Origin of the sequence: Gabonibacter massiliensis (assembly GCA_001487125.1) — a bacterium.
Lineage (GTDB): Bacteria > Bacteroidota > Bacteroidia > Bacteroidales > Marinifilaceae > Gabonibacter > Gabonibacter massiliensis.
The window spans coordinates 484,954-511,451 of record LN913013.1 but is presented as its reverse complement, the minus strand read 5'-3'; the positions used below and the strand labels follow the sequence as shown (position 1 = coordinate 511,451).

Sequence of the window (26,498 nt, the reverse complement as noted above, 5' to 3'; positions counted from 1 at the left end):
CAACCTATGATCAAAGAATTATATAACCTTTACGTCGGTCGATGGCATTTCTTTTTAAACCTGACCCTGCAACACATCGAAATCTCCGTTATCTCGATCGTGTTGGCCACTATCATCGGATTGGGATTAGGAATTTTCATCAGTCAATATAAACGAAGCTCTTCAACCGTTTTGGGAATTACCAATTTCATCTATACCATCCCCTCCATTGCCCTTTTCGGTTTTTTAATTCCTTTCTCTGGTATAGGTAATACAACGGCTATCGTCGCACTGACGGTCTATGCCCTACTCCCCATGGTACGTAATACCTACACGGGAATCACGGGGATCGACAAAGAGATCACGGAAGCTGCCAAAGGAATGGGAAGCACTCCCTTTCAAATCTTATACAAGATAGAACTTCCGCTTGCCTTCCCCGTTATTCTTTCAGGCATTCGCAATATGGTCGTCATGACCATTGCCTTAGCCGGTATAGCGGCCTTTATCGGAGCCGGGGGATTGGGCGTCGCCATCTACCGGGGAATAACGACCAATAATTCGGCCATGACCGTAGCAGGCAGTTTACTGATTGCCGTTCTGGCCCTATTAGCGGACTGGGGAGTAGGATGCTACGAAAAATACATCAAAAGAAAACGTAAACTGATTTGATAGACCATGAAAAATTCATTTATAGCCATAGCTCTAAGTTTTATATTACTTTATAGCTGCAATACGCCTGACGATACGATCCGTATCGCTACCAAACCCATGACGGAACAATTCATTCTCGGTGAAATGTTGAGATTGCTCATAGAGGAAAATTCCGATTTACAAGTGAAAATCACGAAAGGCATCGGAGGCGGAACCAGCAATATCCATCCCGCTATCGTAAAAGGAGATTTCGACCTTTATCCGGAATACACGGGTACCGGATGGCTCGTTATCCTGAAAAAAGACTCGTTGCTTCCCGCGGACGAATTGTATTCGGCCCTGCAAAAAGAGTATCTCGATAAATACCGCCTGTACTGGATCGGTCGATACGGCTTTAATAATGCTTACAGCTTGGCCGTAAGTAACGACAAAGCTCGAAAATACCATCTGAAAACTTATTCCGATCTGGCCAGGTATCCCGATCAATTCATATTCGGTGCGGAATACGATTTCTTTGAAATTCACGACGGATACGATGCTCTATGCAAGTTCTACGATCTGAAATTTAAAAAGACGATGGATATGGACATCGGTTTAAAATACGAGGCGATCAAATCGAATAAAATCGATGTGATGAACATATTCACAACCGACGGCCAGCTAAGCGGAGCCGAACTGACGGTATTGGAAGACGATAAACGATTCTTCCCCACATACTACTGCGCCACGGTCGTCCGGGAGGAAACATTAAAAAAACACCCGGAGTTAAAGAAAATACTCATGTTGATGGACGGTATACTGACCGATCAAGAGATGGCTGACCTGAACTATCAGGTTGAGATCGCCGGCAACTCGGAGCGGGACGTTGCCGCTAATTTTCTACAAAGTAAAGGATTAATCAGAAAAAATAAAAATCATGGAAAATGAAACGGTTATCCGGTTTGAACATGTTTCTAAAAACTACGGGGAACATCAGGTGTTGGAAGATTTCAACTTAGAAATTAAAAAAGGTGAGTTTCTGACCGTTATCGGTACTTCCGGCTCCGGAAAAACGACCGTGTTGAAACTCATCAACGGCTTGCTGGCCCCCACTTACGGGTCTGTCTATGTAAACGGGAAAGATATCACAAAAGAGAATCAAACCCTGCTCCGTAGAAATATCGGCTACGTGATTCAAGGTATCGGACTCTTCCCTCACATGACCATTCGCAAAAATATCGCCTATGTACCTAACCTTTTGAATCATAAAGATAAAGAAAAAAACAAAAAAGCCGTGGAGCGACTGATCCGGGTCGTGGGCTTGGAAGAGGAGATGCTCGATCGTTATCCCGCCGAACTCTCAGGAGGACAACGTCAACGGGTTGGTATTGCACGGGCACTGGCAGCCGATCCGAATATCCTGCTCATGGATGAATCCTTCGGGGCCGTGGATGAGATCACCCGTAAAATGTTACAGAACGAAATCATCCGCATCCACAACGAGTTGGGAGTAACTATCGTCTTCGTAACCCACGATATCAAAGAAGCCCTGAAATTAGGAACACGCGTACTGGTTATGAACAAAGGTAAAATCGAACAAGACGGAACCCCGGAAGAGATAGAAAAAACACCCGCTACTCTTTTCGTAAAGGAATTAATCGGAGGATAAAACTTCACGCAATGACTCCTGCATAGGGAAACCGTTTTCCAATTGTTTCCCTATATACCCCGTTACCCGGTCTATCCAGCAGGCAATCCTGCCTTTTCCCTTCACATCGTTTCCCCAAAAATCAATCCATTCCGTTTCGTCTGCCGAAAGGATAAACTGCTTTATCAACGGCAAATGCTCGTACAAACGACAAACGGACTTCGGCACTCTCTCGTAACGAACCGACCGGTAGATGATGCTCCCCTGCCCTCCTGCCGAGAATACATCCCGTACGTTAGGACACACGACACCTTCACGGGTAGACAACCATACGGCAAAACGATTAAACTTATCCTTATGACTGCTTAATAATTCGGGAAAAAAACAAAATCCTTTTATCATATAAACATTCCGTTCCTCCGGGGTCAGGTTATTCCATAACCGGATCACCATTCCCGTCCCTGACGAGGCCGATTCCGAATCCAACCACCATAACTCTTCCCCCGGCTTTAACTTGGAGCGATAATAGCTCAAAATAGTACGGATAGGTGTTGTTTGACGACGCAATTCATCGTAAGAAATACCCATCTTATCGAATATCGTCTCTCCCGAAAGCAAATTCATATCGATCGCATACCGGGGCGAATGGGTGACAACGACTTCCGGCAAACACTCTTCATACAACCGGCATTTAAATTCTACCGGTTCGCACATCTTACCGAACAGCATGTAAATCCGTTCCACCCCGTTCACCCGGGTTCCTTCGGCGACACTGCTTCCCGTCGATTTCCAGTGATTCGCCTGAGTCGTCTTGACCTCTATACCGAAGTATCCTCGAATCACGATATCGGGAAAGCGCTGTCCCGAAACCAACTCTATATCATCTTCAAACGGTGTACCCACGGCGCATTTCCGAAGGACATCCGCCACCTTCCCCTCCAAACGGTTACCCAAAAGTTTCTTGTAGTGCTCAGGCCGCTCTTTTGCTTCGGTCCGTAACACCTGAAGCATTTGCTCGATCAAAAGCTCAAAAGCTTTTATATCCGGCTCCTGACACCATAAAGATTTCATATTATTTGAAATAAAGATCCCACAATGATTCTATGCGCCTGGCAATATGATAAGCAAGCAAAGGAGGTACCGCATTCCCGATAATCTTATAAGCCGCAGAGGGACTCAATACGAACTGACGGGATTTCCCTTCTTTCGGTATCACGAATTCGTAATCGGGCGGAAAGGTCTGTATCAAAGCACACTCCCTCGGTGTCAAGCGCCGCTCCTTCAATCCCCGTTTCAACTCTTTATCCATTTGTCCTCCATGCTCTTTCGATAGGCGGCGATACTCTATATTGCCGTGATGTTCGGCCCGGATCGTCGGACCAATGCCCTGAATATCCACCTCGGTCTGTCCCTGGCAATGCGTCCCCATAAATTTGGCCCGGGAATAATACATCTGAGAAGGATCCCGGCTCTCCTCCGGTTCTTTCAGACCGGCAAATACCTTGGCTAAAGTTTGTGGTGTAGCCAGCTCTCTATTCGTCTCGTCATGGAAAGCATGACTCGCCCCCGGATAAGGATTATAATTATCCGGAACTGTTTTCCGTGTTAATGCCCGGAAAGCCTCTTCTCGCAAGGCCGATTTTCGAATACCGATAAAAATCACACGCTCTCGGGATTGCGGTACGCCGTAATCGGCGGCATGCAATACCTGAGGCTCCAGTACGATATACCCGTGCTCGTCAGCCATGGAAAAATCATGCTGGATGATCTCTTTAACATTCGAAAGATTGACTAACCCTTTTACATTCTCGGCAATAAATATCTTAGGCTTGGTAATCTCAATGACCTCTTTCATCCACATGTATAACTTTCCCCGGGTCTCCTCCGTGGCCATCTCCCCCTCGATGATACGTCCGTTATGGTCTTTACGGGAGTCGAATCCTTTTCTCTTCCCGGCCACGCTAAAATCCTGACAAGGAAATCCACCCGTCACCACATCCACATCTTCCGGAAAAACCTGCTCACCGGACCGATGACGCTTCACTAAATCCACGATACTCTCGTTCCTGTAAATCTCCTGCGAATAGCCGTACTTTTTAAAATAATATACCCAAGCAGTCCTCGCCTCTTTCAAAATATCATTGGCAAAAACCAATTCGAAACGAGTCGGTTTCAGTTTCACGAAGTCTCCCTTCCCTCTACTCTCTACAAAATCCGGGTTCCTCGCTTCACACAAACTATCCTTGTGAACCGAAAATCCGCCCTCCCATCCCAGGTCCATACCTCCGCAACCGGAAAACAACGAAAGGACGCGAATATTTTTACCTTTATTCCCTGCCTCCACAGAAGAAACTCCCATATCTGATTCCCCTAATATATTACACTTTTATTTTATTTAATACAACAACACGAATAAGAAAGATACTCCCGCAGTGGAACGATCGAGTATCTTATTTCAAATCTTATTAATGCAGTAAAAATATTCTATCCTCTGAAAATAGAAATAATATCACTTATTTCAATTCCATCGATACAATACAACCACGACAAAAATAGTAAAATAATTTTCAATTCCATTCCATATAGTACAACGAACCATTTTCTAAAAGAATGTTCCCCCGAGTTACCTATCCTTAAATCACAGAATCACTCCATTTCTTAATCCTTCAATTATATGATCGCGGAACCACAGCGTCTTACAACCTCCTAATTTATAACCGTCGATCTCTTTAATCTCTTAATCACCGAATCGCTAAATTTTACAATCGCCGGTTTTTAATCCAAGGTTTGTATTCCTCCCCCGTTTACAAACAATACTTGTCCGCTTACCCACTCGGAAACAGGAGCGGCAAAATAAAGAACAGCACTAGCAATATCCGATACCTTGCCCAATCTCTTTATAGGCGTATGTTGCAACATACGTTGCTCTATTTCCGGGGTCAGAATCGACTGAAGCGCATTCGTAACAGTAGCACCCGGTCCGACGTTATTGATACGTACTCCCATGGAACCGAAATCATAAGCAAGATTGGCAACCAAATGATTCAAGGCCGCTTTAGAAGAAGCATACACACTCATGTCGGGACTCTTGTTTACGCTACTCATCGAAGTAATATTGATAATACTCCCGTAACCTGATTTTGCCATATGGGGTACTGTTAGCTGACACAACCGCCAAGCACTGAATACGTTGAAATTAAAAATCTTCTCGAAATACTCCCGATCTATCTTAAACGGATTCTCTCGTCCGCCTCCCCCGCCTCCGGCATTGTTTACCAAAATATTTACGGTTCCAAACTCTTTCACGGCCCTATCCACGAGGTTTACAAGGTCCTCGTCCTTCAGCACGTTACACTCCGCGGCAATTGCTCTTCCTCCCTTGCTTTTTATTTCATCCGCAACTAATTGCGCCTTGTCGATATTCAAATCACTGATTACGACGCACGCACCCGCCTCTGCAAGTATTTCACAACATCCCTTGCCAATACCGTCACCGCCGCCCGTCACGACAGCGACTTTTTCTTTAAGATCAAACAATTTATTAATTTCCATAGTGATACATTATTTATTAAATCATTAAACTTCTTTTGTCGAAGGCGATACCTCACCGGACGACTATATTTCTTAAACTAAGAATAAAAAAAATAGTTCTTCATTTTGTCATAAAATAACACAATTACAAACTTTATAATTCTCTCCTTGTAAAGCCGCTTATACTCCTCTTATTCTACTGTAATCTCTAAGCATATAACAGAATATTACAAACTTTATAACAGTTAATCGAGCATAATCCGACTCTCGGAAAACAAACATTATTTATTTTTGGCAGCAAGAAGGTGTGTTATGTTTGGTTTACTTGATTGCAACAACTTTTACGCGAGTTGTGAACGTGTTTTTCGTCCGGATTTGAACGAAAAACCGGTTATTGTTTTATCGAATAACGACGGGTGTGTTATCGCCAGAAGTAATGAAGCGAAGGCTGTAGGAATAAGAATGGGTGTCCCTGCCTTCGAAATCAAAGAGATTGTCTCACGTCATCAGGTACACGTGTTCTCGACAAATTTCCCGCTCTACGGGGATATGTCAAACCGGGTAATGAACACGCTGTCGAATTTTGTGAAGGAGATCGAAGTTTACAGCATTGACGAAAGTTTTTTAGATCTTAGCGGATACGAACGGTACAACCTTTGGGAATATGGAAAATCCATCGTTAAAACAGTACGCCAAAACACCGGAATTCCCGTTTCCATCGGCATTGCCAACACAAAAACACTATCCAAAATTGCCAATAAATTCGCAAAAAAATACAAGGCTTACAATGGAGTCTGTATCATTGACACGGAATACAAACGGTTACGGGCTTTACAATTGACAAAAATCGAAGATATCTGGGGCATCGGTCGAAAACAAACTGAAAAATTAAAATCAAAAGGAATTGATACCGCTTTTGATTTCACGAACCTATCTCGCGAATGGGTAAGAAAACACATGACCGTTACAGGGGAAAGAACGTGGAGAGAATTAAACGGGGAGGCTTGCATCGAGCTCCATACGATTCCTCCCGCTAAAAAACAGATTTGTACAAGCAGGAGCTTTGGAGATATGCTTACCGATTACACGAGTCTGTCGGAAGCCATCTCCACTTTTGCCGCCAGCTGCTCGGAGAAATTAAGAGGGCAGAAATCATATGCGATTTCCCTCATGGTATTCATTCACACGAACAACTTCCGACCTGATATGCCACAATATTATCGAAATTGTATTGTCACCTTACCGACACCGACGAACAGTACAATAGAAATCGTGCGACACGCCCGAGAAGCATTGAGGAAAATCTACATAAAGGGATACGCTTACAAAAAAGGCGGGGTAATCATCACGGAAATCACCGGGAAAAACGCACAACTCAACCTGTTTCATCAGATAGACAGGGAAAAACACGACCGGATGATGAACACCCTGGATAAACTTAATGACCGCTATTACCGTAATAAAGTATATCTCGCGGCACAAGGAACCGGGGGAACATGGAAGCTGAAGCAGGAACATTTCTCCCGACACTACACGACAAGGCTGGATGAGATCATAACGATTAAAGTATAGATTATGTGTTTTCATAATTCAATGTCAAAGAAGGCCCAACGTTTGGCAGCCCGGTACGGGAAACAATTGAATATTATTGAAATCGCGGAAAAAATTATCCAGGAACAATATCATGTCTCCGCATTCAATAATCCCGACTTCCCTATCATCACCACCGATCCGGAGATACAAGTCTACAAATGGGGATTGATCCCGTTTTGGATAAAGAACGAGGAAGCAGCTAACAAAATCAGGACCAGAACATACAACGCAAGGGCTGAAAGTATATTTGAAAAACCATCGTTCCGGGGTTCGATCAACACGAAAAGGTGCATCGTACCCTCCACGGGCTTTTTTGACTGGCGGCACGAGGGAAAGAAGAAAATCCCGTATTTCATACAGGTTAATGATGAAGATATCTTTTCTATGGCCGGGATCTACTCCGACTGGACTGATCCTCAGACTGGAGAAATTATAAAAACCTTCTCGATCATCACCACCGAAGCGAACGATTTAATGAAATACATCCACAACACCAATTCCCGGATGCCTGTTATACTCCTGCAAGAGGAAGAAAAAAACTGGTTAGATCCCCGGTTAACCAAACAAGAGATCGAAAGTTTTTTACATCCCTTCCCGGACACGCTTATGAAAGCGTACGAAATAAATAACGACTTCATCCTGAAAAATCCTCATGATCCGTCCATCATTGAACCGAAAAAAAGTGCATGATTCATTTGCGTCTCTTTTTGATCGTATAGGTAACCACTCCCCAAATCATAAAATCATTTTCTTCGGTTATTTTTATAGGTTGATAATCGGTGTTTGCAGGTAATAACCATATCGTCTTCTTTTCAAACTTTATAATCTTCAGCGTAAACTCTCCATCCACGAAACATACGGCCATATCCCCTTCCCGGGGTTTTATGGATTTGTCGATAATCAAAATATCCCCTTCCTCGATTCCCGCGTCTTTTAAAGAATCACCCACCACTCTACCGTAAAAGGTTGCCGACGGATGTTTTATCAACTCGGTATTCAAATCAATTGATAAATCCATAAAATCCTGCGCGGGATTCGGAAATCCGGCCCGGATTCCACAATCAGCATAAAGCAGTTCAATGTGCATCGACGAATCACACGAATAAATTTCCAAACACACTTTCTTCTTTTCCATCCTGAATACAAATATAATACAACAACACCATATTCCATTGACTGATAATTATTTAATAGAATTATTAAACTTGTTTAAGAAGATCAACATACGAACACGCCTATTCTTTAACAGGTCAAAAAATAACACGACTTATGAGAAAAATTGTCGAAATACATAAAACTATTCCCCCGATCCACAATTTTTAAATCACCCAATCACTTAATCACTCAATCCTTTAATTTCCTAATCGTCAATCTAAAATCTACAATCGTCAATTGTTTAATTAAAAGAAATGTCGTAACTTACAGGAAATATTCTCAAAAGGGGCTGTGTATCATATCTTTTTTTCGTTAAACCTAAAAACAACTACCAATGAAAAAAACTATTTTTATCGGCCTCATCCTATCCATGGCGATAGGTTTTGTCTTCACGAATTTTACCGCTCCGCAAACTACAGGAACGATTAGTGGAACAGTGTACGATGCCCTTACCCATAAAGTTTTGGAAGGAATTTTGATTGAAGAGGTTACAAGTACAGGAGTATTAAACTCGGAAAGAACCAATGTTAGCGGAAAATTTTCTATTTCCGTCAGCAACAGCCCTTCCGACTTAAGGTTTTCAGATCCGGATTACAACCAATACGGAACCAAGACCGTCAGTTTTGATTGGGAAAACACAGATTGCAGCAATGTCTCAGTCTATTTGACGCCAACATCATCCCCTGGTCTCAAATAGGCCAACGAACAGACGTCACAACCTGAAAAGAGGGGATTCCACTCCCCTCTCTTTTTATTCAGACTCTTTTGTTTTTGTTAATCGCAAATCCCTTGATTCCTCAATCCCCCAATCACTGAATCACAGAATCACTGAATCACAGAATCACTTAATCTCCTAATCTTCTAATCTACAATCGTCATTTCTTATTTAACGATCACCGTAAAAACAGAGTCCAGATCATGCATATACCCTTCGTTTTCTATCCTTAAGTCAATCACGTACCTGCCGACAGGAACCGTATGATCGTATGGCAATTCGATAATTCCTTTCCCGTACATCCGGAACTGTGACAAAGATTCTGCATGTTCGTTACCGATGCCCCGGATCGAGTAACGTACCGGGGATGTTCCCTGTACTCCTTCCATGGCCGTCGATTGCCAGGGAATACGGAATTGAATCCGGCGGGCATCCGTTACCGGGTCCAACACGGCTTTTACGATTAACGTATCGGGAGTATATTTTGCATTCCGGGTCATCAGATACCCCACTGTTATATCCTGACAACCGACTCCCGCGAACAGAACCGATAGGATAACCGATACTTTATATATTACTTTCATCTGTATTCGTGTTTAAAGTTCAACCATTTGATAACTATAACTTAAGGAGTGTACCATCCCCGTATTCGTCACGATATCGGCAGAAGCCACTCCCGCGATAAAGCCGTTGACCAAAGCATGAATACCCAAACCCTCGGGACCGATATCGGGGATACCGTTGTAATCCCCTTTGGTCCGAAAAACGCGTAACTCTATCCCGGTAAGCGTTTGCAGGATCGTCCCTCCCGTGAGGGTTCCCCTTACCTCGTAATCGAAATCCTCCTTTATCCTTCTACCGGGAATAATGTGGGATTTTACGAGACGTTCGCAGGTCTCTTCCGGGATGTCGGCAATCCGGTGATACAACCGATTTCCGGCACGATCCGTTGTCGTCAACAAAAATTGAATGATCGAAAGGTTCGTCGGCCCGAAAAAAGTGATCTCCGGGTATTCGGCAGATTTTCCCTCGAACAGGGGTACAAGTCCGGCCCGTTGGATCAACAGAACCGTGGAGTCCCAATTTTCGTGATCCGACCGCAGGTACTCCCACATCGTGCAATCATGTACCCCATTCGCTAATCCCGTGTCGTGAAAATAGTTATCGTCACATTCCCATAAAAAGGAAGCAATCAAAACGATCATATATATCTTTCTCATAATCTGTGATTTTAATTTTGGAACCCTTGTTTTTTCCAATAGATATTTTGTCGCATAAGCGTATTATTAAAGAAGGCACTCTTACCCACCGGGAGAAACAGGGCTCCGTCTGCTACATCCTGATCGGTAAGCGTTTTAAATCCGCCTCTTAATTTTTCCCGGAAAGTCCCGTTACGCAGGATATCGAAAAAGCGAATCGTGATTCCTTCACAAAACAGCTCCCGATCCCGCTCGACAGCGATGGCCTCTTTCAGATCGTTTTCTCCGGCCGGATATTCTGTGGCCCCCGCCCGGCGACGGACACGGTTGAGATCGGCAATAGCTCCCCCGGTATCTCCTGTTTTAGCCCGTAGTTCGGCCCGCAACAAAAGGATATCGGCCAACCGGATTATAATCTGGTTATCCTCGTATCCTTTCAACCTCCCATCCAGTGGTCCTCCCACGTAAATGACAACGTGCCGTATCTTTCGTATATAGGCTCTTCCCCTCGTGATGGCAGTCGATACTCCGGCCATGCTATCCAATTTATAAAAATACTCTTCCCGCCGCTGATCCGTTTTATCGGGATAGAGACGGTAAACCGCAGCACTGCTGATGGCAAGCTGACTTCTTGAATAAGTGGCCGGAGTGGTTAAAGGAAGAACGGGCCATCTTTGGCAAAGATCGGAATATCCCCCTTTGAGAGATAAATCACCATCGGAATCTTTCCCGAAATCCAATTCAAAAATGCCCTCCCGGCTGTTTCCCAACATCACCGCTTCACATACTTCCCGAATCGAACCGACCAAATCGTACGAGGGATCGGAAACAACGGAATCACACTCCGCCAAGGCCGATCGGTTTAACTCCGGTTCCCGGTTTAATCCGGCTTTCCACGCGTACACCTGTGCCAATATGGCATGAGCCGTTCCCTTGGAAGGTATCTGTTTACTCTCGATAGACTTCCCTTTACTGTCCTGTAAATCATAGGCCCGGGGTAACAGCTCTATCGCCTTTTTCAAATCACTAATAATATACTCCGCAATCTTCTGCCAGGGGATACGTCCTTTCTCTCCCACGTCCTCATTGTGCTCGATCCAGGGAGCGTCTCCCCAATTGCAAATAATATAAAAATAAACCCATGCCCGGACCACCAACGTCTGTCCCAAATAAAAACGATATCTTTCTTCAGGTAACGAAGCCCGGGAAATATTATCGAGAATCGAATTGGTAAGGCAGATTACATTATAATAGTCTCTCCAAAAAAGACGCAAATCCGAAATCTGATAAAACGAGCGCAAATCGTTATTCACTAAACGCAACCAGGGAGCGGGCAACATATCGAATATCACTCCCCTATCCCGATCTTGCGGGTTACCGTTCCCCATCGCATAACGAAATTGCAGATGCATTCCGTAAACGGCACTCTCCACATCCTGTTCGGTTTTCCAGTAATTGTTATTCGTAACGGAAACTTCCGGCTCCTCATTCAAAAAGTCGTTGCATCCCCAACACAGCAACAACAAGGGTATAAAATAGATAATTCTGATCATCGTTTTACAAATTAACGGTTAAACCTAAAGTCACTCGCCGGGCCAAAGGATAATTGCTTAAATTATCGATGCCGGACACCATATCGACGGATTCCGGGTCGGGGCCCGTGTAGTTTGTCCAGGTAAAGAGGTTCTCTCCCGACACGAAAACACGCACACCGAACCCGATCTTTTTCTTTATCGTTTCCGGCAGGGTATACCCGACAGTCATGGTCTTTAATTTGATAAAGTTTACCTTCTGCACGTTGCTCGCTATATGGGTGGAGAAATCTTTCAAACCCATCTCCACGCTATTTCTCGGAAAATCGCTCTTGTCTCCCGGTTTTTCCCAGAAAGTGACCTTGGTCAGATCGGCAAAAACGGGTTTCACGATATCCTTTACACTTATTCCGAGAACCGTTCCCACGCTTGCTCCCCTCCCGGCATTCAGGATATGACGTCCCAACACGTAGTTAAACAATACATTCAGGTCAAACCTCTTCCAATTCAGCGAGGAGGTGATCCCACCGTGGGCGATGGGGAGCGGTGAGCCGACATACACCCTATCGTCGGCATACGGCAAGTCAGCCTCTATCTTACCGTTCCCGTCCGTATCCATAAAAACCCGGTTTCCCGGGCGATAGAATTGGGTGGTGGATACATTGAGAGGCGTGTACCTTCCGCTCTGGTAGGTGTAGGGAACCTCCTTCTGATCCGAGTAGTAACCGTTCGTCTGAAAAGCGTAAATCCCGTTCAGGGGTTTCCCGATAATATTCAAATTATTGTACCTGTTCTCCGTCCAAAAGTCTCTCCCGTTCGTACTTTTTTCCAAGCGATTCCAGTTACGGGCGATATTAAAGGTCATGTTCCATTGCCATTTGCTCTTCCGGATAATATCCCATTTCACCTGTAATTCCACCCCTTCGTTCGAAATAGCATAAGCATTCTGCCATTGCAGGAGAAAGCCTGAATAGTCTCCCGGTAACCCGACCTTATACAACAACTTATCCGTGTAGCGGTAATAGTAATCGAAGGTAATGCCCAACCTGTAATTAAAGAAATCGAGGTCTATCCCCGCATCCCATTGCCGGGTCTCCTCCCAGGTCAGTTCCCGGTTGATCAACCCTTCCGCCAAATAGGGCTGAACCGTCGGCTTTCCTAAAAAAGGATCTCCCGGGAGCAATAAACCATACGCTATATAAGGCTGGTCGAATTGCCTTCCCGACTTCCCCAGGCTCACCCTGATCTTCCCGAAATCCAGCACGTTCCGGCTCCAATCCATAAACGGCTCTTCCGAAAAGGCATATCCCACGGCATAAGAGGGAAAAGTCCCCCATCGCACTTTTTCCCCGAACTTGGAAGAGGCATCCCGGCGTAAGGTAAAGGAAGCCAGATATTTTTGTTTAAAATTGTAATTGATTCGTCCGAAAAGGCCGACCATCGTACTTTTCTCCCGACTACTCATAAAATCCTTCAACGCTCGTTTATCCGGTACATCGAACACGTTTCCCCTCCACGACACGTAATGGATCAGATCGCTCGGGGCCCGCTTCCCCCACCCCTTGTTAAAATTCATCTCGTCCGCCTGCAAAGAGAGTCCGACCAATAGATCGATGGCATGATCCTCCCTAAAACGATGTTTAAAAGTCAACAGATTCTCGTTCAACAACATCAGGTTACGCCCGATCTGCCCCAACGAGAAAGACTCGTAATACTCGTCGAGTTCGGAAGGGGTAAAGAAATTATGATTCTGTTGCGAATAATCGAGGGAGAGCGAAGACCTCCACTCCAATCCCTTGATAAACTCGTAGCTCAGATCGAAGCTCGCCCGTAAACGATAGGACTCGTTTTTCTCGATAATCGAGTTAAAACGCTTCACCGTCTCCTCGAAAGCGGGATGCCCCGGGCCGGGATAGAGGGTCGGATAATCCATCAACTCCTCCGGTATCTGTTCCAGTTCCATTCCCGAAAAGAAACCGCTGACGCTACTTAGACGGGAAGAACGTTTCCGGCCCGTGCGTGCTATATAAAAACGCAGGTTGGCCTCCATATTTTCAAAGGGTCGTATCGTAAAATTACTCAACAACTTGATCCGGCTAAACCCGGTGTTACGCAACACGCCATTCTCGTTATAATAACCGAGTCCCACGTTGTAGCTGACCTGCCGGGTTCCCCCGTTCAGTTGCAGGTTGGCATCCGTCACCTTCGCCGCCCGAAAATAGTAATCGAACATATTGGTCGAGTTGTTGTAGAACTTGTTCAGACTATCCTGATAAGGAGCAACCGAGGTTCCTCCTCCCTTGTTCCAGAAATAATTGTAATGCAATCCCTTCCGTAAAGACTCCTCGTAGGACTCCACGTATTGATACGTATTGGTTTCCGGATCGTAGTAAGCCTGTTGTAAATTCCTCAACGCCTCCATCCGGTGGTGTCGTTCCTTGTTTCCCCCGGTCAGATCGGGCAAGGAAGGATTAAAGGCAAACGTACGGGATACATTGATATTCACCTTAGCCCGTTCATTCAGGCGTCCTTTTTTCGTGGTGACTAGAATCACCCCGTTTGCCGCCCTCGACCCGTATATGGAAGCGGAAGCGGCATCTTTCAGCACCTGCACGCTCTCGATATCGTTCGGGTCGATCTCCGCCACGGTATTGGTTCCGGTAATGGGCGAAGTAAACGACAACATGGGAATCCCGTCGATCACCCAAAGCGGCTCCGACCCTCTCCGGGAGGCTTCGATCGAGAGACTGTTAAACCCTCGTATCGTCACCGATATACCGCCCCCACCGGGAGCCCCGGTAGCGTTGATCACGTTCATCCCGGGCACTCTCCCCTGTAAAAGATTGGCTAACGAAGGGGTAGGAATATCCTTTATCTCCTCGGCCCTTACGGTCGACATGGCCCCAATCACCTCCCTCCTGCTCTGCGTCCCGTAAGCAACAATCGTCACCTCGTCTAACGTTGAAACATCTTCTTTCATCTTCACGGACAAAAACTTATCGGCGTTAAAATCCATTTTTACCGTTTTAAATCCCACAAACGAGAAAATCAGCTTTCCCGTCTTTCGGGGTAGCAAAAAAGAAAAATGTCCCTTTTTATCGGTCGTACATCCCAAGAAAGTACTATCCAACCGGACGGTCACCCCCGGCAAAGGCTCATTCTTTTCATCCACGACCTTCCCTTTGATCGCGTAACTTTTTTGCCGGGTAGAATCTTGGGTATTCGCCTGCATCATCAGGGGAAATCCCACGAGCACCACCGTTTGCAACAAAATAATAATCACCCGAATCCTCCTGCCGGGCAATTTTCGCTTAAACACTTTTCGATCATAAGTTTTTTTCATAACTTTGATTGTTAGTTAATAATAATTGACTGATTCAGGAGGAAGTGTCCACGTTTACCAGACAGAGAGACACTTCCTCCGTTTTTTATTTTATTGTAGCTCATATCATTTTTCCTCCATTTTTCAATTAATCTTGTATTACTCCTTTAATTTACACGTGTATACACGTGCTATTTATCGTGCAAAAATCCCTTAATTGCAAGGTATATTAAACATTATATAATTATGAGAACTCCTATAGAAGAATATGTGGTTAATAAAATTAAAAAATTAAGGAATGAATTTGGTATGAGTCAAAAAGAATTTGGTGACGCAATCAATCTTTCATCAGGATTTATCGGTGACATTGAAGCAGGTCGTGAAGGCGCAAAATACAACCTTAATCATATCAACGAAATTGCAAAAGTTTTTAAACGTTCCCTACACGAATTTTTACCCAAAAACCCTTTATAAATCGTAGTTTTTTTCATAGTCTTAGTTTATATATTTCCTAATATAACAATGGGATAATATTCTATCATGCCCACAACACCATAAAAAACCAACACACACCTTTTACACTACACATTGGCAAATATATAAACTATTTTTCGGCAATCCAAATATTGATTGAATTATTCCATGTTTACTACTACAAAATACAAGAAAGAAGCTTAAAAGAATAAGTTTTACGACATTTATACTAACTTTAAATTGATAATCTAATACAGCATATTACACTATTGACTCTTAACGTTTTGCTCTTTTAAACGATACAAAGCTTGTTTTTACAATTACATTGAAAATTGAGTTCTGAACGGACGACTATTTTCATCCAGTATAAGACTACAGTCTTCCGTCTAAATTAAAAAAATTGGATCTATTCTTCTAACGAATAAGTCCCATCATAAATATCACGCAGGTTCTTTCCTTCATAAGTCCAGTATGCAGTAGGTTGAAGAGCGTGAGTTATACCCAATAGCTTTTTGGTTACAGCTGTAAGCGATAATTCTTCACCACTATACGAAACCTTCTTATCTCCAGATATAGTCACCTGCACCGACGAATCTTTTACAAACGTAAGTTTAGCACCTATGCTAATACCCATCTCTCGATAATTCATCGGAGGGCGGCGAGCTGATTTTATTTTCTCGCCAGCGACTTTATCCTCTGGGGTCAAGTCGTTTTCGATTTCGGCAGTCACCTCACTGGTAATATCTTTCCGATCGAAGAGTTCAAGTATCGCTGTCGCCTGTTCTGGTTTGATGCTAAAAAACTCACGATTAGTATTTATTCGGTTCGGTTCAAATGCTTTGTGGAGAGCTTTTTCAATCTTGGCACAATCTGAAGCCTTCACTTCACAAGCATACTCGCAGTTAAACGGTATAAGAACGCTTGTACTGTAAAGTTCTTTCATTCGTGTGCAATACTTTCACGGGTTGTCATTCCAATCTTAACTAAACCTGGCATTGCGGAGTTAGTTAAACATAAACTATTCCTTTATTGTCTTGTTTTGCCATGATTTTCATTTTATCAATTCCTCTGCTATCATTTCAGCCTGCTTAAGCACGGTCTCTGTTGCTAACAACTGCATATCGGGTGGAAAACCAAATTTCCGAAGGATACGTTTAACAGCCACCTTCATTTTGGCTCTCACATTCTCTTTTATTGTCCAGTCAATAGTTGTATTGTTTCGGATGGTCTCGGTCAATACCACTGCCAATTCCAGTAACTTATCTTTGCCTATCAACTCTATCGCACTGTTGTTATCAGCTACTGCTGTGTAAAAAGCGTATTCATAATCTGTCAATCCTAACTCCTTAGCGGCATTATCCTGCTCCACAATATGTTTGCTCAGACGGATAAGGTCTTCAATGACTTCGGCAGCCGTAATCACCTTGTTATGATACTTGGTGATGGAACTTTCGAGCATCTCCATCAGTGAGCGGCTTTCAATCAAATTGCGCTTAGCTCGTACTTTTATCTCGTCACTCAACAGTTTACGCAACACCTCCAACGCTATGTTTTTATGCTCCATCCCTTTCAGTTCAAGCAGAAACTCTTCGGAAAGAATGGAGATATCCGGCTTTTTAATGCCGGCTGCATCAAAGATGTCAATCACTTTTTCCGAAACCAGTGCTTTGTCGATCACCTGGCGGATGGTTGTTTCAATCTCTTCGTCGGTACGCTCGTCACCTGTGGAGTCAAACTTACACAAACGTGCTTTCACGGCTTGGAAGAATGAAACTTCATCCTTTACATCCATTGCCTTGTCGTGCGGAATGGCAATGGCAAATGCTTTTCCCAGTGCGGTTACTTCATTTACGAAGCGTTTCTTACCATCTTCAATACCGAAAATAAAATCTTCGGCACGCAATATCCACGAAAGTTTTCCAGACGTGTCGGCTTCGAAATAGTTCTCGTATTCAAATCCGTGAAACATCTGCGAGATAACCTCTAACTTTTCGAGCATAATATCTACCGCTTGTTCCTGTTGAAGAGTAGGATCGCCTTTACCACCCGAATCTGAATAAAACGACAGGGCCTTCTTTAAGTCGGATGCAATACCAAGATAATCTACGACCAACCCTCCAGGCTTGTCTTTATACACACGGTTTACACGGGCAATGGCTTGCATAAGGTTATGTCCTTGCATCGGTTTATCTATGTATAGCGTATGCAAACACGGAGCATCAAACCCAGTGAGCCACATATCTCGCACGATAACCAATTTCAGTTCATCATCCGGATTCTTCATTCGCTCGGCAAGGGCACGGCGTTGCTCTTTAGTAGTGTAATGTTTGGCAATATTTGCCCCATCAGACGAGGAGCTTGTCATAACTACCTTGATTGCTCCTTTGGCAAGGTCGTCCGAATGCCATTCGGGGCGAATTTTGATGATAGCATCGTATAGTTCGGCAGCAATGCGTCGGCTCATAGCCACTACCATTGCTTTGCCCTCAAACACTTGTTGACGTGTCTCGAAGTGCGTTACTATATCTTTGGCGATATTACGCATACGGTTCGGACTACCGATCAGGGCTTCGAGTTGCGTCCATTTGGCTTTTGCCTTTTGCACATCAGTCAGTTCATCTTGCGATAATTCTTTATCCAACTCTTCGACTAATTCTCGCCCGTTATCGCTTAGGTCTATCTTGGCAAGACGGCTTTCATAGAATATGCGCACGGTAGCTCCGTCGGCAACTGCCTGAGCGATGTCGTATATATCCACATAATGTCCAAACACGGCAGGCGTGTTCACATCTGTCGCCTCAATGGGTGTTCCAGTAAATCCTAAATAGGTGGCATTTGGCAGTGCATCACGGAGATATTTGGCAAATCCATATTTTATCTCAGAACCTACCACTTCGTCCGCTTCGTTGCGTACCTCGACTGTTTTGGCTTTGAATCCGTATTGTGTTCGGTGGGCTTCATCGGCAATCACAATCACATTACTTCGGTCGGTCAGCGTATCATATACATTACCCGTCTCGGGTTGAAATTTTTGTATGGTAGTAAATATAACACCTCCCGACTCAACTTTTAGGAGTTTTTTCAATTCTTCCCGATTCTCAGCCTGCACAGGAGTTTGACGGAGTAACTGTTTTGATGCTACAAAAGTGTCGAACAACTGGTCGTCCAAGTCATTGCGGTCTGTAATAACAACGATGGTGGGATTGTTGAGTTTTTGTACCACTTTTCCGGTATAGAACACCATCGATAATGATTTTCCCGAACCTTGCGTATGCCATACGACACCTGCTTTCCGGTCTCCTGTGGGTTGCTCCACAACGTCTCGAAGTCCATACCGTGCGAGTGGTTCTACCACGCAGTTCAACATTTGATTAAACCCTGTGGCACGAATCGTTGATTCCACCGCTTTGTTTACAGCATAGTATTGATGATAAGCAGCTATCTTTTTGATGGTCTTTATCATAGTGACTCCTGTTTTAGGGTCTTCCGATTTTGACTTCTCGAAAACCGTAAACGAACGTATCAGGTCAAGCAAAGTCTCTTTGTTCAGCATCCCTTTTATCATCACCTCCAATTGGCTGACAAGTTTTGATGCTTCGGCTTTGCCATCTTCGGTTTTCCATGCCATAAAACGACTGAACCCTGCCGAGAGCGAACCGGCACGAGCATCCAAGCCATCGGAGATTACTATTAACGAATTGTAGTTGAATAGCGAAGGAATAGCCTGTTTGTAGGTCTCTATTTGGCGGTGGGCACTCTGTATAGTAGCGTTGGCATCTGCTGCATTTTTCAGTTCAATGACTACCAGAGGTAATCCGTTTACAAAGAGAATCGCATCGGGACGTTTATTGTGTCCGTTTTCGATAATGGTGTATTGGTTTGCCACCACAAAATCGTTGAGCTCCGGATTTTCAAAATCGACCAACCATACCCTTTCGCCACGCTCTGCACCCTCTTTGTGGATGGTTACGGGCACCCCTTCGGTAAGCAGTCGGTGAAACTGCTCGTTGTTGGCAAGCGTATCGGGCGAAGCAATACGAAGCACGGTTTTAATCGCCTCATCAAGTGCATCGGCAGGTAGCGATATATTGATACGCCGCACTGCTTTTTGCAATCGCTCCGTGAGTATCACCTCTTCAAATGAGCTGCGAACAGGATTTTCGCTATCGGGCGCAATATCAGGCGCATAGATGTATTCGTAACCGAGCCGTTGGAATAACTCGATGGCGAAGTTTTCTATGATTGATTCGGTTAGTTTGTTATTCGTCATCGTCAAAATCATTTAATAAGTATGACTTATATTCGTTATCATAGGCTTCAATATCATTGTTGTATAAAATTTCGCTTGCTGTAAACGAATAGTCGCCCATTGCGAAATCACCATAGATTTCATCCCAGTAATCATTAAAATCTTCTCTTTCTTCGTAAGATGGAATTCTCTCTTTACTATCAGAAATATGTTCTCCCTCAAATAAACTTATCAAGAAACAAGCTATAATTTCTATTGAGTCAATTAGAAAACATTTTGTCAATTCATTAACAGCCTCGTTTCTTTTTTGTAATTGGTCTAAAGTCTTACCATGAGAAGATACCCCAATTTCATTTCGCAGTCCTCCAACTTTTTGACCAATTGTTGCTAACGATGATGAAATTTGAGTCACCATATCTTCACTGGTATATCCCATTACCGAAAAGGCATTTTTCAACACACCATTAATAGAAGATTTATCAGCAAGAGGACGACCTTTTGCATCGCATATTTCTTTTCCAATAGTCTCAAGAAGACACTTCGCATTTTCTAAACTAATAGAAAAATCCGTTTCCAAGTAGGTCTCAACTCTTACAATGTATTCATCTATCGGAGCCCATCTGCCATACTGTGATATTTTAGCTTTTAACTTATCCATTTATGATAATTTCTCTATTCATCAATTTTGGTAATAGACTGTCGCGTAGTTTAATCAAACTGCGAACTTGTTGTTTGTTTTTGTTGATTTTTTTAAATACAGGTTTTACTAAGACATCAAAGTCATCTATTGCTTGCTCATTTTTGGGCATTGGGTACTCCAAATCAAAAAGAAGAGCTTTATAGTCAAGATTCTTGATACCAGAACTGCCGTTTTCTAAATTAAAAAACTCATCTTGCTGATATAGGTAATTTATATAACAGTACGTAAAGTAAGAGTATCTAACATCCTTTATCCTCAACATTCTGCAAAAATTAGAGAAAACAAGCGGATAATCAAATAGAGACTTTATATCATCATTAATATATGTAACACGACCTGTTGATTGGGTTTCAGTTCCACCTGATATTTCAAGTATTAGATCTCCATTACGCGGTTCAATCTTTTCAAATTTCACCTCTTTTATAAATCTGATAGGTGTTTTAGTAGCAATGCCACTATTTAGGTCTGCAATGTCCGTACCCCTAATACATTGAACAGCTTTACTAAATTCATCTTCACAATTTTCTTTTCCCCAATCACCGCCAGTAGTTTCTGTAATATAATCTCCTAATTTTCCACTTTGTGTATCGGTAGTTTCGATAAAATATTGACGGAAGAGGGTTTCTGCCATTGATTCGAGGGTGCTATTTTGCCGTGTCAGCAAATCAATCTTATCATCCAATGAACTCAATATGCCTGCTATCCGTTCCTGCTCCGCAAGTGGTGGGAGTAAAATGTCAATAGATTTTAATCCGCTAATCGTTAGTGCAGGTTGAGTTGAACCTATCGTTACCTCATCTAATTTTTGTTTCCCAATACTTGAACATAACCAGTGCATCAAATAGTCTGGTGAGATACTATTTTTGTCGATATTGCGAAACCACGTTAGATTTCCATCTTTAAAATAAAATCTATCTCCATTTTTAACTTTATATGGAATACCCAAACTGCCAACAGATGTTAATAGTATGTCATCAGTTTGTGGGACTCCAAACTTTACCCTGATTTCATTGTATCTATCCTCAGAAATAAACAGTTCGGTCGCAATATTTCTATTGTTATGCAGATCTATTATCTCTTTTGAACGAAAAAATGGCACGCCAAAAGGAACGTATTCTGAATAAAAAACACGTTTAGACGAAGTTATTTCACACAAATCCCCTAATTTATATTCTTTCCACTCACTCATAATCTTACTTTTTGCAGAAAAAATCTATTGCCAAATCAACCAACAGCGAAACTACCAAAATTCCTCCCTTTGTCTCTTTTTTCTCGGCACTTGCCCTGACAGCCGTAGTCAGAAAATCATTAGCCAAGTGGAGCATTTTATTGACAGGTTTATCGTCGGGCTTATTGTTTAGTACAGCATCAATACCTTGAAATGCTGTAATTGCGGCATTTGCTTTGTCGTAATTTTCATTCTCGGGGTCTATTGCCTGTGCTACCTTAATGGCATATTTTAATACACTCAATAGATCAGCAACCTTTAACACTCCTTTATCCTCTCGCAAAAGTACTTGTTGCGAAGTGAACAGCTGTTGTGGCTCGAACAATGTCTGGGTTGCGTATGTATAATGAATTTTGTAATAATTTAATCGATTTACGTGATTATCAATCGCTTTTATACAACCAAGTATATTTAATTTTACCTCATAGTCTGTTGGAGTCAGAAATGGAGAAAATATCGGTTGTGGCAAGCCGCGAGATACAAATTCATTGATGATCTGCCCTCTGATTTCTACTATGTTTAATGGGAATAAGTTCTGATAATAAGATATTGAACGTAGCATCATATCCCTATTTTCAGAACTATATGCTTTCCATAGTGCAGAATAGCACATCTCAAGATTTAGTAACTCTTGAGATTGCTGTTGCGCTTGTTGTTGTCTAAATATATCTATTGCATCCATAATTATTCTTCCTTCTTAGGTAATTTCTTCGTACTCTTTTCCAAAGCCTTCTCTTCTTTTGCCACACGGCGTTCCACTTTCTTTATATCCTCAGCTGGCGGCAGATTTCGGGTTGAATGCCTCGTTTCCCCAGCATATCTCTTACGCTTAGGTTATTTTGGATATGTTCGCCTGTAATTGGAGCCTCCCCCATCAAATCTTTTTGCTCTACATTGTAGTTAGTCATCTCGGTGGCAAGGTTCTTTGCTGCTATGGTCAAAGTTGGCAAATGATCGGCAAGTGCTCCACTTTTTACTCCAAGTCTAACTTTCATCTGTTCAGTGGTTTTCCCTCCAAACAGAGCAGCATCGCCTTTTGAACGGATACGACCAAAACCTTTGTCGTCCACACCACGTTCGTAGATATTCTGGCTTAATTGTTTCTCGGATGCACGAAGTCGTTCACGGGTCTCCAAACGTGAGAGCAAATTCAATCGCTCCTCTATTATTTCCGCACGGCGTGTCTGCACCGCAAAGTAGCTTTGAGCAAAAGCTATCTCCTCTTTCTTTGGGTCGCCATTTTGTGCTATCAGATAACAGGCGTAGCGAGTGAGCATAAAATCCTGTACCGATCGTTGAGCACCACTGCCCAAAGAAACCATTTTCGTGAGGTCACGAAAATGGTCATCCACGCAGACAACCTGAGTTTTACAAGAATCGATAGCTCTGTTGATGGCTACCACAAAGTTTTCCCAGCGAGCATATCCTAACAGGGCTTGCAACTCACGGGCATACCATACCTCTATCGATTCTCCATTTTCGTCAGTTATCTCCTTTGCAATGGAGTCAAAAGAGCTTTTATATTGATTGATACGTTGAATATCCATAGTCCCTAAATTTTAATCTTAGCCAAGTTCTCCTTAATCAGTGCATTGAGGCGTTCTTCTTCTTTGAGTTGTTCGGCAAATTCATTTTTCAGCGCATTGAATCGCTCTTCAAAGTTGAAATCATCCTCTTCGTCGAGCAAACCAACGTATCGTCCGGGGGTGAGTACATAATCCAACTCTGCAACTCTACTAATGGGTATAGAAGCGCAGAAACCTGCAATGTCTTCATATTGCCCCTCCACATTACGCCAGTTGTGATAGGTATCAGAGATTTTGGCAATGTCATCTTCTGAAAGTTCACGGGTACGCCTATTGATAAGATAACCCATATTGCGTGCATCAATAAACAGAATCTCTTTGCTACGGTTGCGGAAACTACCATTTATGCGATTGCGGCTTACAAACCACAAGGCGGCAGGGATTTGAGTGTTCAAGAATAGTTTAGCAGGTAGGTTGACAATACAATCTATCAATCCCTTTTCAACCAGTGCTCGGCGAATATCGCCCTCTCCACTTGTTTTGGAAGTCAAAGCCCCCTTTGCCAACACAAAACCTGCTTGTCCTGATGGCGAGAGATGATAAATAAAGTGCTGAATCCACGCAAAGTTAGCATTACCCGTTGGAGGTACGCCGTATTGCCAACGTCCGTCTTTGCGAAGTTGGTCACCGCTCCAGTCGCTATCATTGAACGGCGGATTGGCAATGATATAATCAGCCTTCAAGTCTTGATGAGCATCGTTCATAAACGACCCTTCGTTGTTCCACTTCACTTGCGAGGCATCAATTCCCCGAATAGCAAGGTTCATTTTACAGAGTCGCCACGTAGTTTGATTACTTTCCTGACCATAAATCGATATATCATTGATACGTCCTTGGTGCTCTTTTACAAACTTCTCGCTCTGTACAAACATACCGCCTGAACCACAGCAGGGGTCAAACACTCGTCCTTTGTAGGGCTTCAACATATTTACCAATAACTCTACAACGCTTCGTGGCGTGTAAAACTGTCCACCTTTCTTGCCCTCGGCAAGTGCAAACTCGCCTAAGAAATACTCAAAGACATGTCCCAACACATCAGCACTCTTTGTGTTTGCTAACGATATGGTACTATTTCCAATGAGGTCTATCAGTTCTCCAAGGCTTGCCGGGTCAAGGTTCTGTCGGGCAAAGACTTTGGGTAAAACACCTTTCAGCGAGGCATTCTCTTTCTCGATAGCATCCATTGCTGCATCTACATATTTCCCGATTTGCGGATCTTTGGCTTTTGACACAATGTGTGTCCAGCGAGCATCGGCAGGTACAAAAAATACATTTTCAGCTTTATACTCCTCTCTATCTTCAGGATCTGCCCCTTCAGCAACTTCGCCCATCAGTTTCTGATAGAGCTCTTCAAACGAAACTGAAATGTATTTTAGGAAAATCAATCCCAATACCACGTGTTTATATTCCGCCGCATCTATATTTTTTCGCAACTTGTCCGCCGCTTTCCATAACTGTTTTTCCAATGGTTCTTCAACCATCTCTTTTTTCTTTGCCATATCTATTTCATTTCTTTACTATCAATTAATTCCTTCACGTCCACGCCAATGATTTTGGCGATTTCGAAGAGTTGCTCCAAGCTGGGTTGGCGATAGTTGCAGACATAGGCGTTGGTTTGACTGAAACTTTTGCCAATCTTCCCCGCGAGCCATGTTTGCTTGATTCCTTTTTCTTCGAGGACTTCTTCTATTTGGTTCATAAAAAATAAGTTTTGCTATTTACGTCTGTCATATTACAAAGATATAAAAAATTACGCTACATTAACCCCCAGGGACGGTTCTTAGGGGTTAAAATGAACCTTGCAAACCGTCCTTGGGGATCAAAATATTAAAAACAAATTGAGACACGTCCTTACAAAGCATTACCCTTCAATAATTGCCTGTTTAATAAGACTCATAGTGTACTCTAAATTCTTATTGTCCGATACTTTTAACTCGTAATCACCGTTGCCTAAGTGACCTAATCCGGAAATATCCCTTGTTATCTTTTTCGGATCATCAAGAGTTCCTTTCTTTACATTGATAGCTATTTTTAGCCCTACTTTTTGAATCTCGATATCACAGATGTTCCGTCTGTCTTTTTTAAAAGCAATGTACCATTTCTGAGGCTTAACCTCGATATCATCCGTCAAGTTAATAATTGCCGATCTGTATTTTTCGTACAACGCAATAACCTCTTCCGATTTATTGGATAAAAGATTTTCTTCCGTGTATACCTTAATTTCGTCGACGACACTTTTATACTCCTTATTCCTTTGCGTAATCGGTTTTATACTCTCCGCAGCTTTGCTCTTTTTAATGGGAGTAATCAATAGATGATCCCCGTATCGTTTGACATCGTACAACTCGATAGCTATATCTTTAAAATTAGTCGCCTCGATCTGATTATCTGTAAAATCGGAAGATACAAACACAACCCGGCTTTGCGACCAATCAACATCATTACGCGATAATGTTTTATTTGGATTCTGCTCATTGTATTCCAATATAAAGTCCGCTTTATTCTGAAGCATTAAACTTAGATACGTAAAACCTTGATCTACCACGCTACTATTTCGATCCCTCTTGTACTCGATAATCACAAAAGCCTTTGATTCCTGATCAAACGCAAGCGTATCGACCCGTTTGTTCTTAATCACGAACTCGGATTTTACTAACATCAGCCCCATAATCTGAGGTAGATTAGCTTCAAATATATTCTGTAACTCTCGTTCTTTCTTAAACGGAGTCTCTTTCAAAGGCTCAAGATTTTTTGATATTTTGTAAAGTGATGGTTGCATCATTAATTCTTCTTTAGATCACATTCTAACCCTGAACAAGAACTTGTGTCACTTGCATTTTTTTGAGTTTTTACAAAGATATAAAAGAAGATATTATAAAAAAAGCTCTATAATGTCAAATTTCAAATTAATTATTCCAAGTATCGTCTCCGATTATTTAATTCATTTTTCCATACAC

General features: G+C 42.8%; 23 protein-coding genes and 1 pseudogene. 7 read left to right on the top strand and 17 right to left on the bottom strand.

The window, feature by feature from the left end:
- The first annotated feature begins 6 nt into the window (after positions 1–6).
- Genes BN3283_RS14495 through BN3283_RS06445 form a run of 3 tightly spaced genes read left to right on the top strand, consistent with a single transcriptional unit; the run spans position 7 to position 2,278 of the window.
- The gene (locus tag BN3283_RS14495) at positions 7–648 is read left to right on the top strand and encodes an ABC transporter permease (RefSeq protein WP_059026125.1); all 642 of its coding nucleotides are present in this window, start codon (positions 7–9) and stop codon (positions 646–648) included.
- Between the two features lie 6 nt (positions 649–654).
- Positions 655–1,557, top strand: coding sequence for a glycine betaine ABC transporter substrate-binding protein (locus BN3283_RS14490; RefSeq protein ID WP_059026124.1), 903 nt, complete (start codon positions 655–657; stop codon positions 1,555–1,557).
- Positions 1,547–2,278, top strand: coding sequence for an ATP-binding cassette domain-containing protein (locus tag BN3283_RS06445; RefSeq protein ID WP_041503719.1), 732 nt, complete (start codon positions 1,547–1,549; stop codon positions 2,276–2,278). Before BN3283_RS14490 ends, BN3283_RS06445 begins: the two co-directional genes overlap by 11 nt.
- On the opposite strand, the gene BN3283_RS06440 is transcribed toward BN3283_RS06445, so the two are convergent.
- From BN3283_RS06440 to BN3283_RS06430, 3 genes are all read right to left on the bottom strand, one after another.
- Positions 2,264–3,328, bottom strand: a complete 1,065-nt coding sequence (locus BN3283_RS06440) for a hypothetical protein (RefSeq protein WP_059026123.1) — start codon at positions 3,326–3,328, stop codon at positions 2,264–2,266. The two genes, BN3283_RS06445 and BN3283_RS06440, sit on opposite strands and share 15 nt — an antisense overlap.
- Before the next feature lies 1 nt (position 3,329).
- Positions 3,330–4,616 (bottom strand): DNA cytosine methyltransferase, encoded by a 1,287-nt coding sequence (locus BN3283_RS06435; RefSeq protein ID WP_059026122.1) that lies wholly within the window; start codon positions 4,614–4,616, stop codon positions 3,330–3,332.
- Positions 4,617–5,032: 416 nt separating this feature from the next.
- Complete coding sequence (locus BN3283_RS06430; protein WP_059026121.1) at positions 5,033–5,809, bottom strand: glucose 1-dehydrogenase; 777 nt, start codon at positions 5,807–5,809, stop codon at positions 5,033–5,035.
- Positions 5,810–6,100: 291 nt separating this feature from the next.
- On the opposite strand from BN3283_RS06430, the gene BN3283_RS06425 reads away from it, so the two are divergent.
- Together BN3283_RS06425 and BN3283_RS06420 are read left to right on the top strand one after the other, a co-directional pair.
- Positions 6,101–7,360, top strand: coding sequence for a Y-family DNA polymerase (locus tag BN3283_RS06425; RefSeq protein ID WP_059026120.1), 1,260 nt, complete (start codon positions 6,101–6,103; stop codon positions 7,358–7,360).
- 3 nt (positions 7,361–7,363) lie between these two features.
- Positions 7,364–8,071 carry an SOS response-associated peptidase gene (locus BN3283_RS06420; protein ID WP_041503725.1) on the top strand — a complete coding sequence of 236 codons (708 nt, stop codon included), beginning with the start codon at positions 7,364–7,366 and terminating at the stop codon, positions 8,069–8,071.
- Between the two features lies 1 nt (position 8,072).
- On the opposite strand, the gene BN3283_RS06415 is transcribed toward BN3283_RS06420, so the two are convergent.
- The gene (locus BN3283_RS06415; RefSeq protein ID WP_041503726.1) at positions 8,073–8,516 is read right to left on the bottom strand and encodes a LexA family protein; all 444 of its coding nucleotides are present in this window, start codon (positions 8,514–8,516) and stop codon (positions 8,073–8,075) included.
- Positions 8,517–8,870: 354 nt separating this feature from the next.
- Between BN3283_RS06415 and BN3283_RS06410 the strand changes: the two genes are divergently transcribed.
- Complete coding sequence (locus BN3283_RS06410) at positions 8,871–9,233, top strand: hypothetical protein (protein ID WP_059026119.1); 363 nt, start codon at positions 8,871–8,873, stop codon at positions 9,231–9,233.
- A gap of 185 nt (positions 9,234–9,418) precedes the next feature.
- Here BN3283_RS06410 and BN3283_RS06405 read toward each other — a convergent pair whose 3' ends face one another.
- The 4 genes from BN3283_RS06405 to BN3283_RS06390 are packed head-to-tail and all read right to left on the bottom strand — an operon-like array spanning position 9,419 to position 15,325.
- The gene (locus tag BN3283_RS06405; RefSeq protein ID WP_041503728.1) at positions 9,419–9,835 is read right to left on the bottom strand and encodes a hypothetical protein; all 417 of its coding nucleotides are present in this window, start codon (positions 9,833–9,835) and stop codon (positions 9,419–9,421) included.
- Between the two features lie 12 nt (positions 9,836–9,847).
- Positions 9,848–10,471, bottom strand: a complete 624-nt coding sequence (locus tag BN3283_RS06400) for a fasciclin domain-containing protein (protein WP_059026118.1) — start codon at positions 10,469–10,471, stop codon at positions 9,848–9,850.
- Positions 10,472–10,482: 11 nt separating this feature from the next.
- Entirely contained in the window at positions 10,483–12,003 is a 1,521-nt protein-coding gene (locus BN3283_RS06395; protein ID WP_059026117.1) for a RagB/SusD family nutrient uptake outer membrane protein, read from the bottom strand.
- Between the two features lie 4 nt (positions 12,004–12,007).
- Entirely contained in the window at positions 12,008–15,325 is a 3,318-nt protein-coding gene (locus BN3283_RS06390; protein ID WP_059026116.1) for a SusC/RagA family TonB-linked outer membrane protein, read from the bottom strand.
- A 225-nt stretch (positions 15,326–15,550) separates the two neighbouring features.
- Here BN3283_RS06390 and BN3283_RS06385 point away from each other — a divergent pair, with 225 nt between their 5' ends.
- Positions 15,551–15,778: a helix-turn-helix transcriptional regulator gene (locus tag BN3283_RS06385; protein ID WP_059026115.1), complete on the top strand. Its 228-nt coding sequence runs from the start codon at positions 15,551–15,553 to the stop codon at positions 15,776–15,778.
- A 406-nt stretch (positions 15,779–16,184) separates the two neighbouring features.
- On the opposite strand, the gene BN3283_RS06380 is transcribed toward BN3283_RS06385, so the two are convergent.
- The 9 genes and pseudogenes from BN3283_RS06380 to BN3283_RS06340 all read right to left on the bottom strand — a co-directional run bounded on the left by BN3283_RS06380 (position 16,185) and on the right by BN3283_RS06340 (position 26,323).
- Entirely contained in the window at positions 16,185–16,721 is a 537-nt protein-coding gene (locus BN3283_RS06380; protein WP_286137568.1) for a GIY-YIG nuclease family protein, read from the bottom strand.
- A 108-nt stretch (positions 16,722–16,829) separates the two neighbouring features.
- Entirely contained in the window at positions 16,830–20,048 is a 3,219-nt protein-coding gene (locus BN3283_RS06375) for a type I restriction endonuclease subunit R (RefSeq protein WP_059027195.1), read from the bottom strand.
- On the bottom strand, positions 20,038–20,685 hold the full coding sequence (locus tag BN3283_RS06370) for an abortive infection family protein (protein WP_059026114.1): 648 nt from the start codon (positions 20,683–20,685) through the stop codon (positions 20,038–20,040). Before BN3283_RS06370 ends, BN3283_RS06375 begins: the two co-directional genes overlap by 11 nt.
- Positions 20,678–21,916: a restriction endonuclease subunit S gene (locus tag BN3283_RS14195; RefSeq protein ID WP_070807461.1), complete on the bottom strand. Its 1,239-nt coding sequence runs from the start codon at positions 21,914–21,916 to the stop codon at positions 20,678–20,680. Before BN3283_RS14195 ends, BN3283_RS06370 begins: the two co-directional genes overlap by 8 nt.
- Positions 21,917–21,920: 4 nt before the next feature.
- Positions 21,921–22,637 carry a hypothetical protein gene (locus tag BN3283_RS06360; RefSeq protein ID WP_041504930.1) on the bottom strand — a complete coding sequence of 239 codons (717 nt, stop codon included), beginning with the start codon at positions 22,635–22,637 and terminating at the stop codon, positions 21,921–21,923.
- Between the two features lie 2 nt (positions 22,638–22,639).
- A pseudogene (dinD, locus tag BN3283_RS06355) lies at positions 22,640–23,502 on the bottom strand (DNA damage-inducible protein D).
- Positions 23,503–23,507: 5 nt separating this feature from the next.
- A complete protein-coding gene (locus tag BN3283_RS06350; RefSeq protein ID WP_059026113.1) occupies positions 23,508–25,040 on the bottom strand; it encodes a type I restriction-modification system subunit M in 1,533 nt (510 codons plus the stop codon).
- A gap of 2 nt (positions 25,041–25,042) precedes the next feature.
- Entirely contained in the window at positions 25,043–25,240 is a 198-nt protein-coding gene (locus tag BN3283_RS06345) for a helix-turn-helix domain-containing protein (RefSeq protein ID WP_059026112.1), read from the bottom strand.
- Between the two features lie 162 nt (positions 25,241–25,402).
- Complete coding sequence (locus BN3283_RS06340; RefSeq protein WP_286137567.1) at positions 25,403–26,323, bottom strand: DUF5655 domain-containing protein; 921 nt, start codon at positions 26,321–26,323, stop codon at positions 25,403–25,405.
- Between the last annotated feature and the right edge of the window lie 175 nt (positions 26,324–26,498).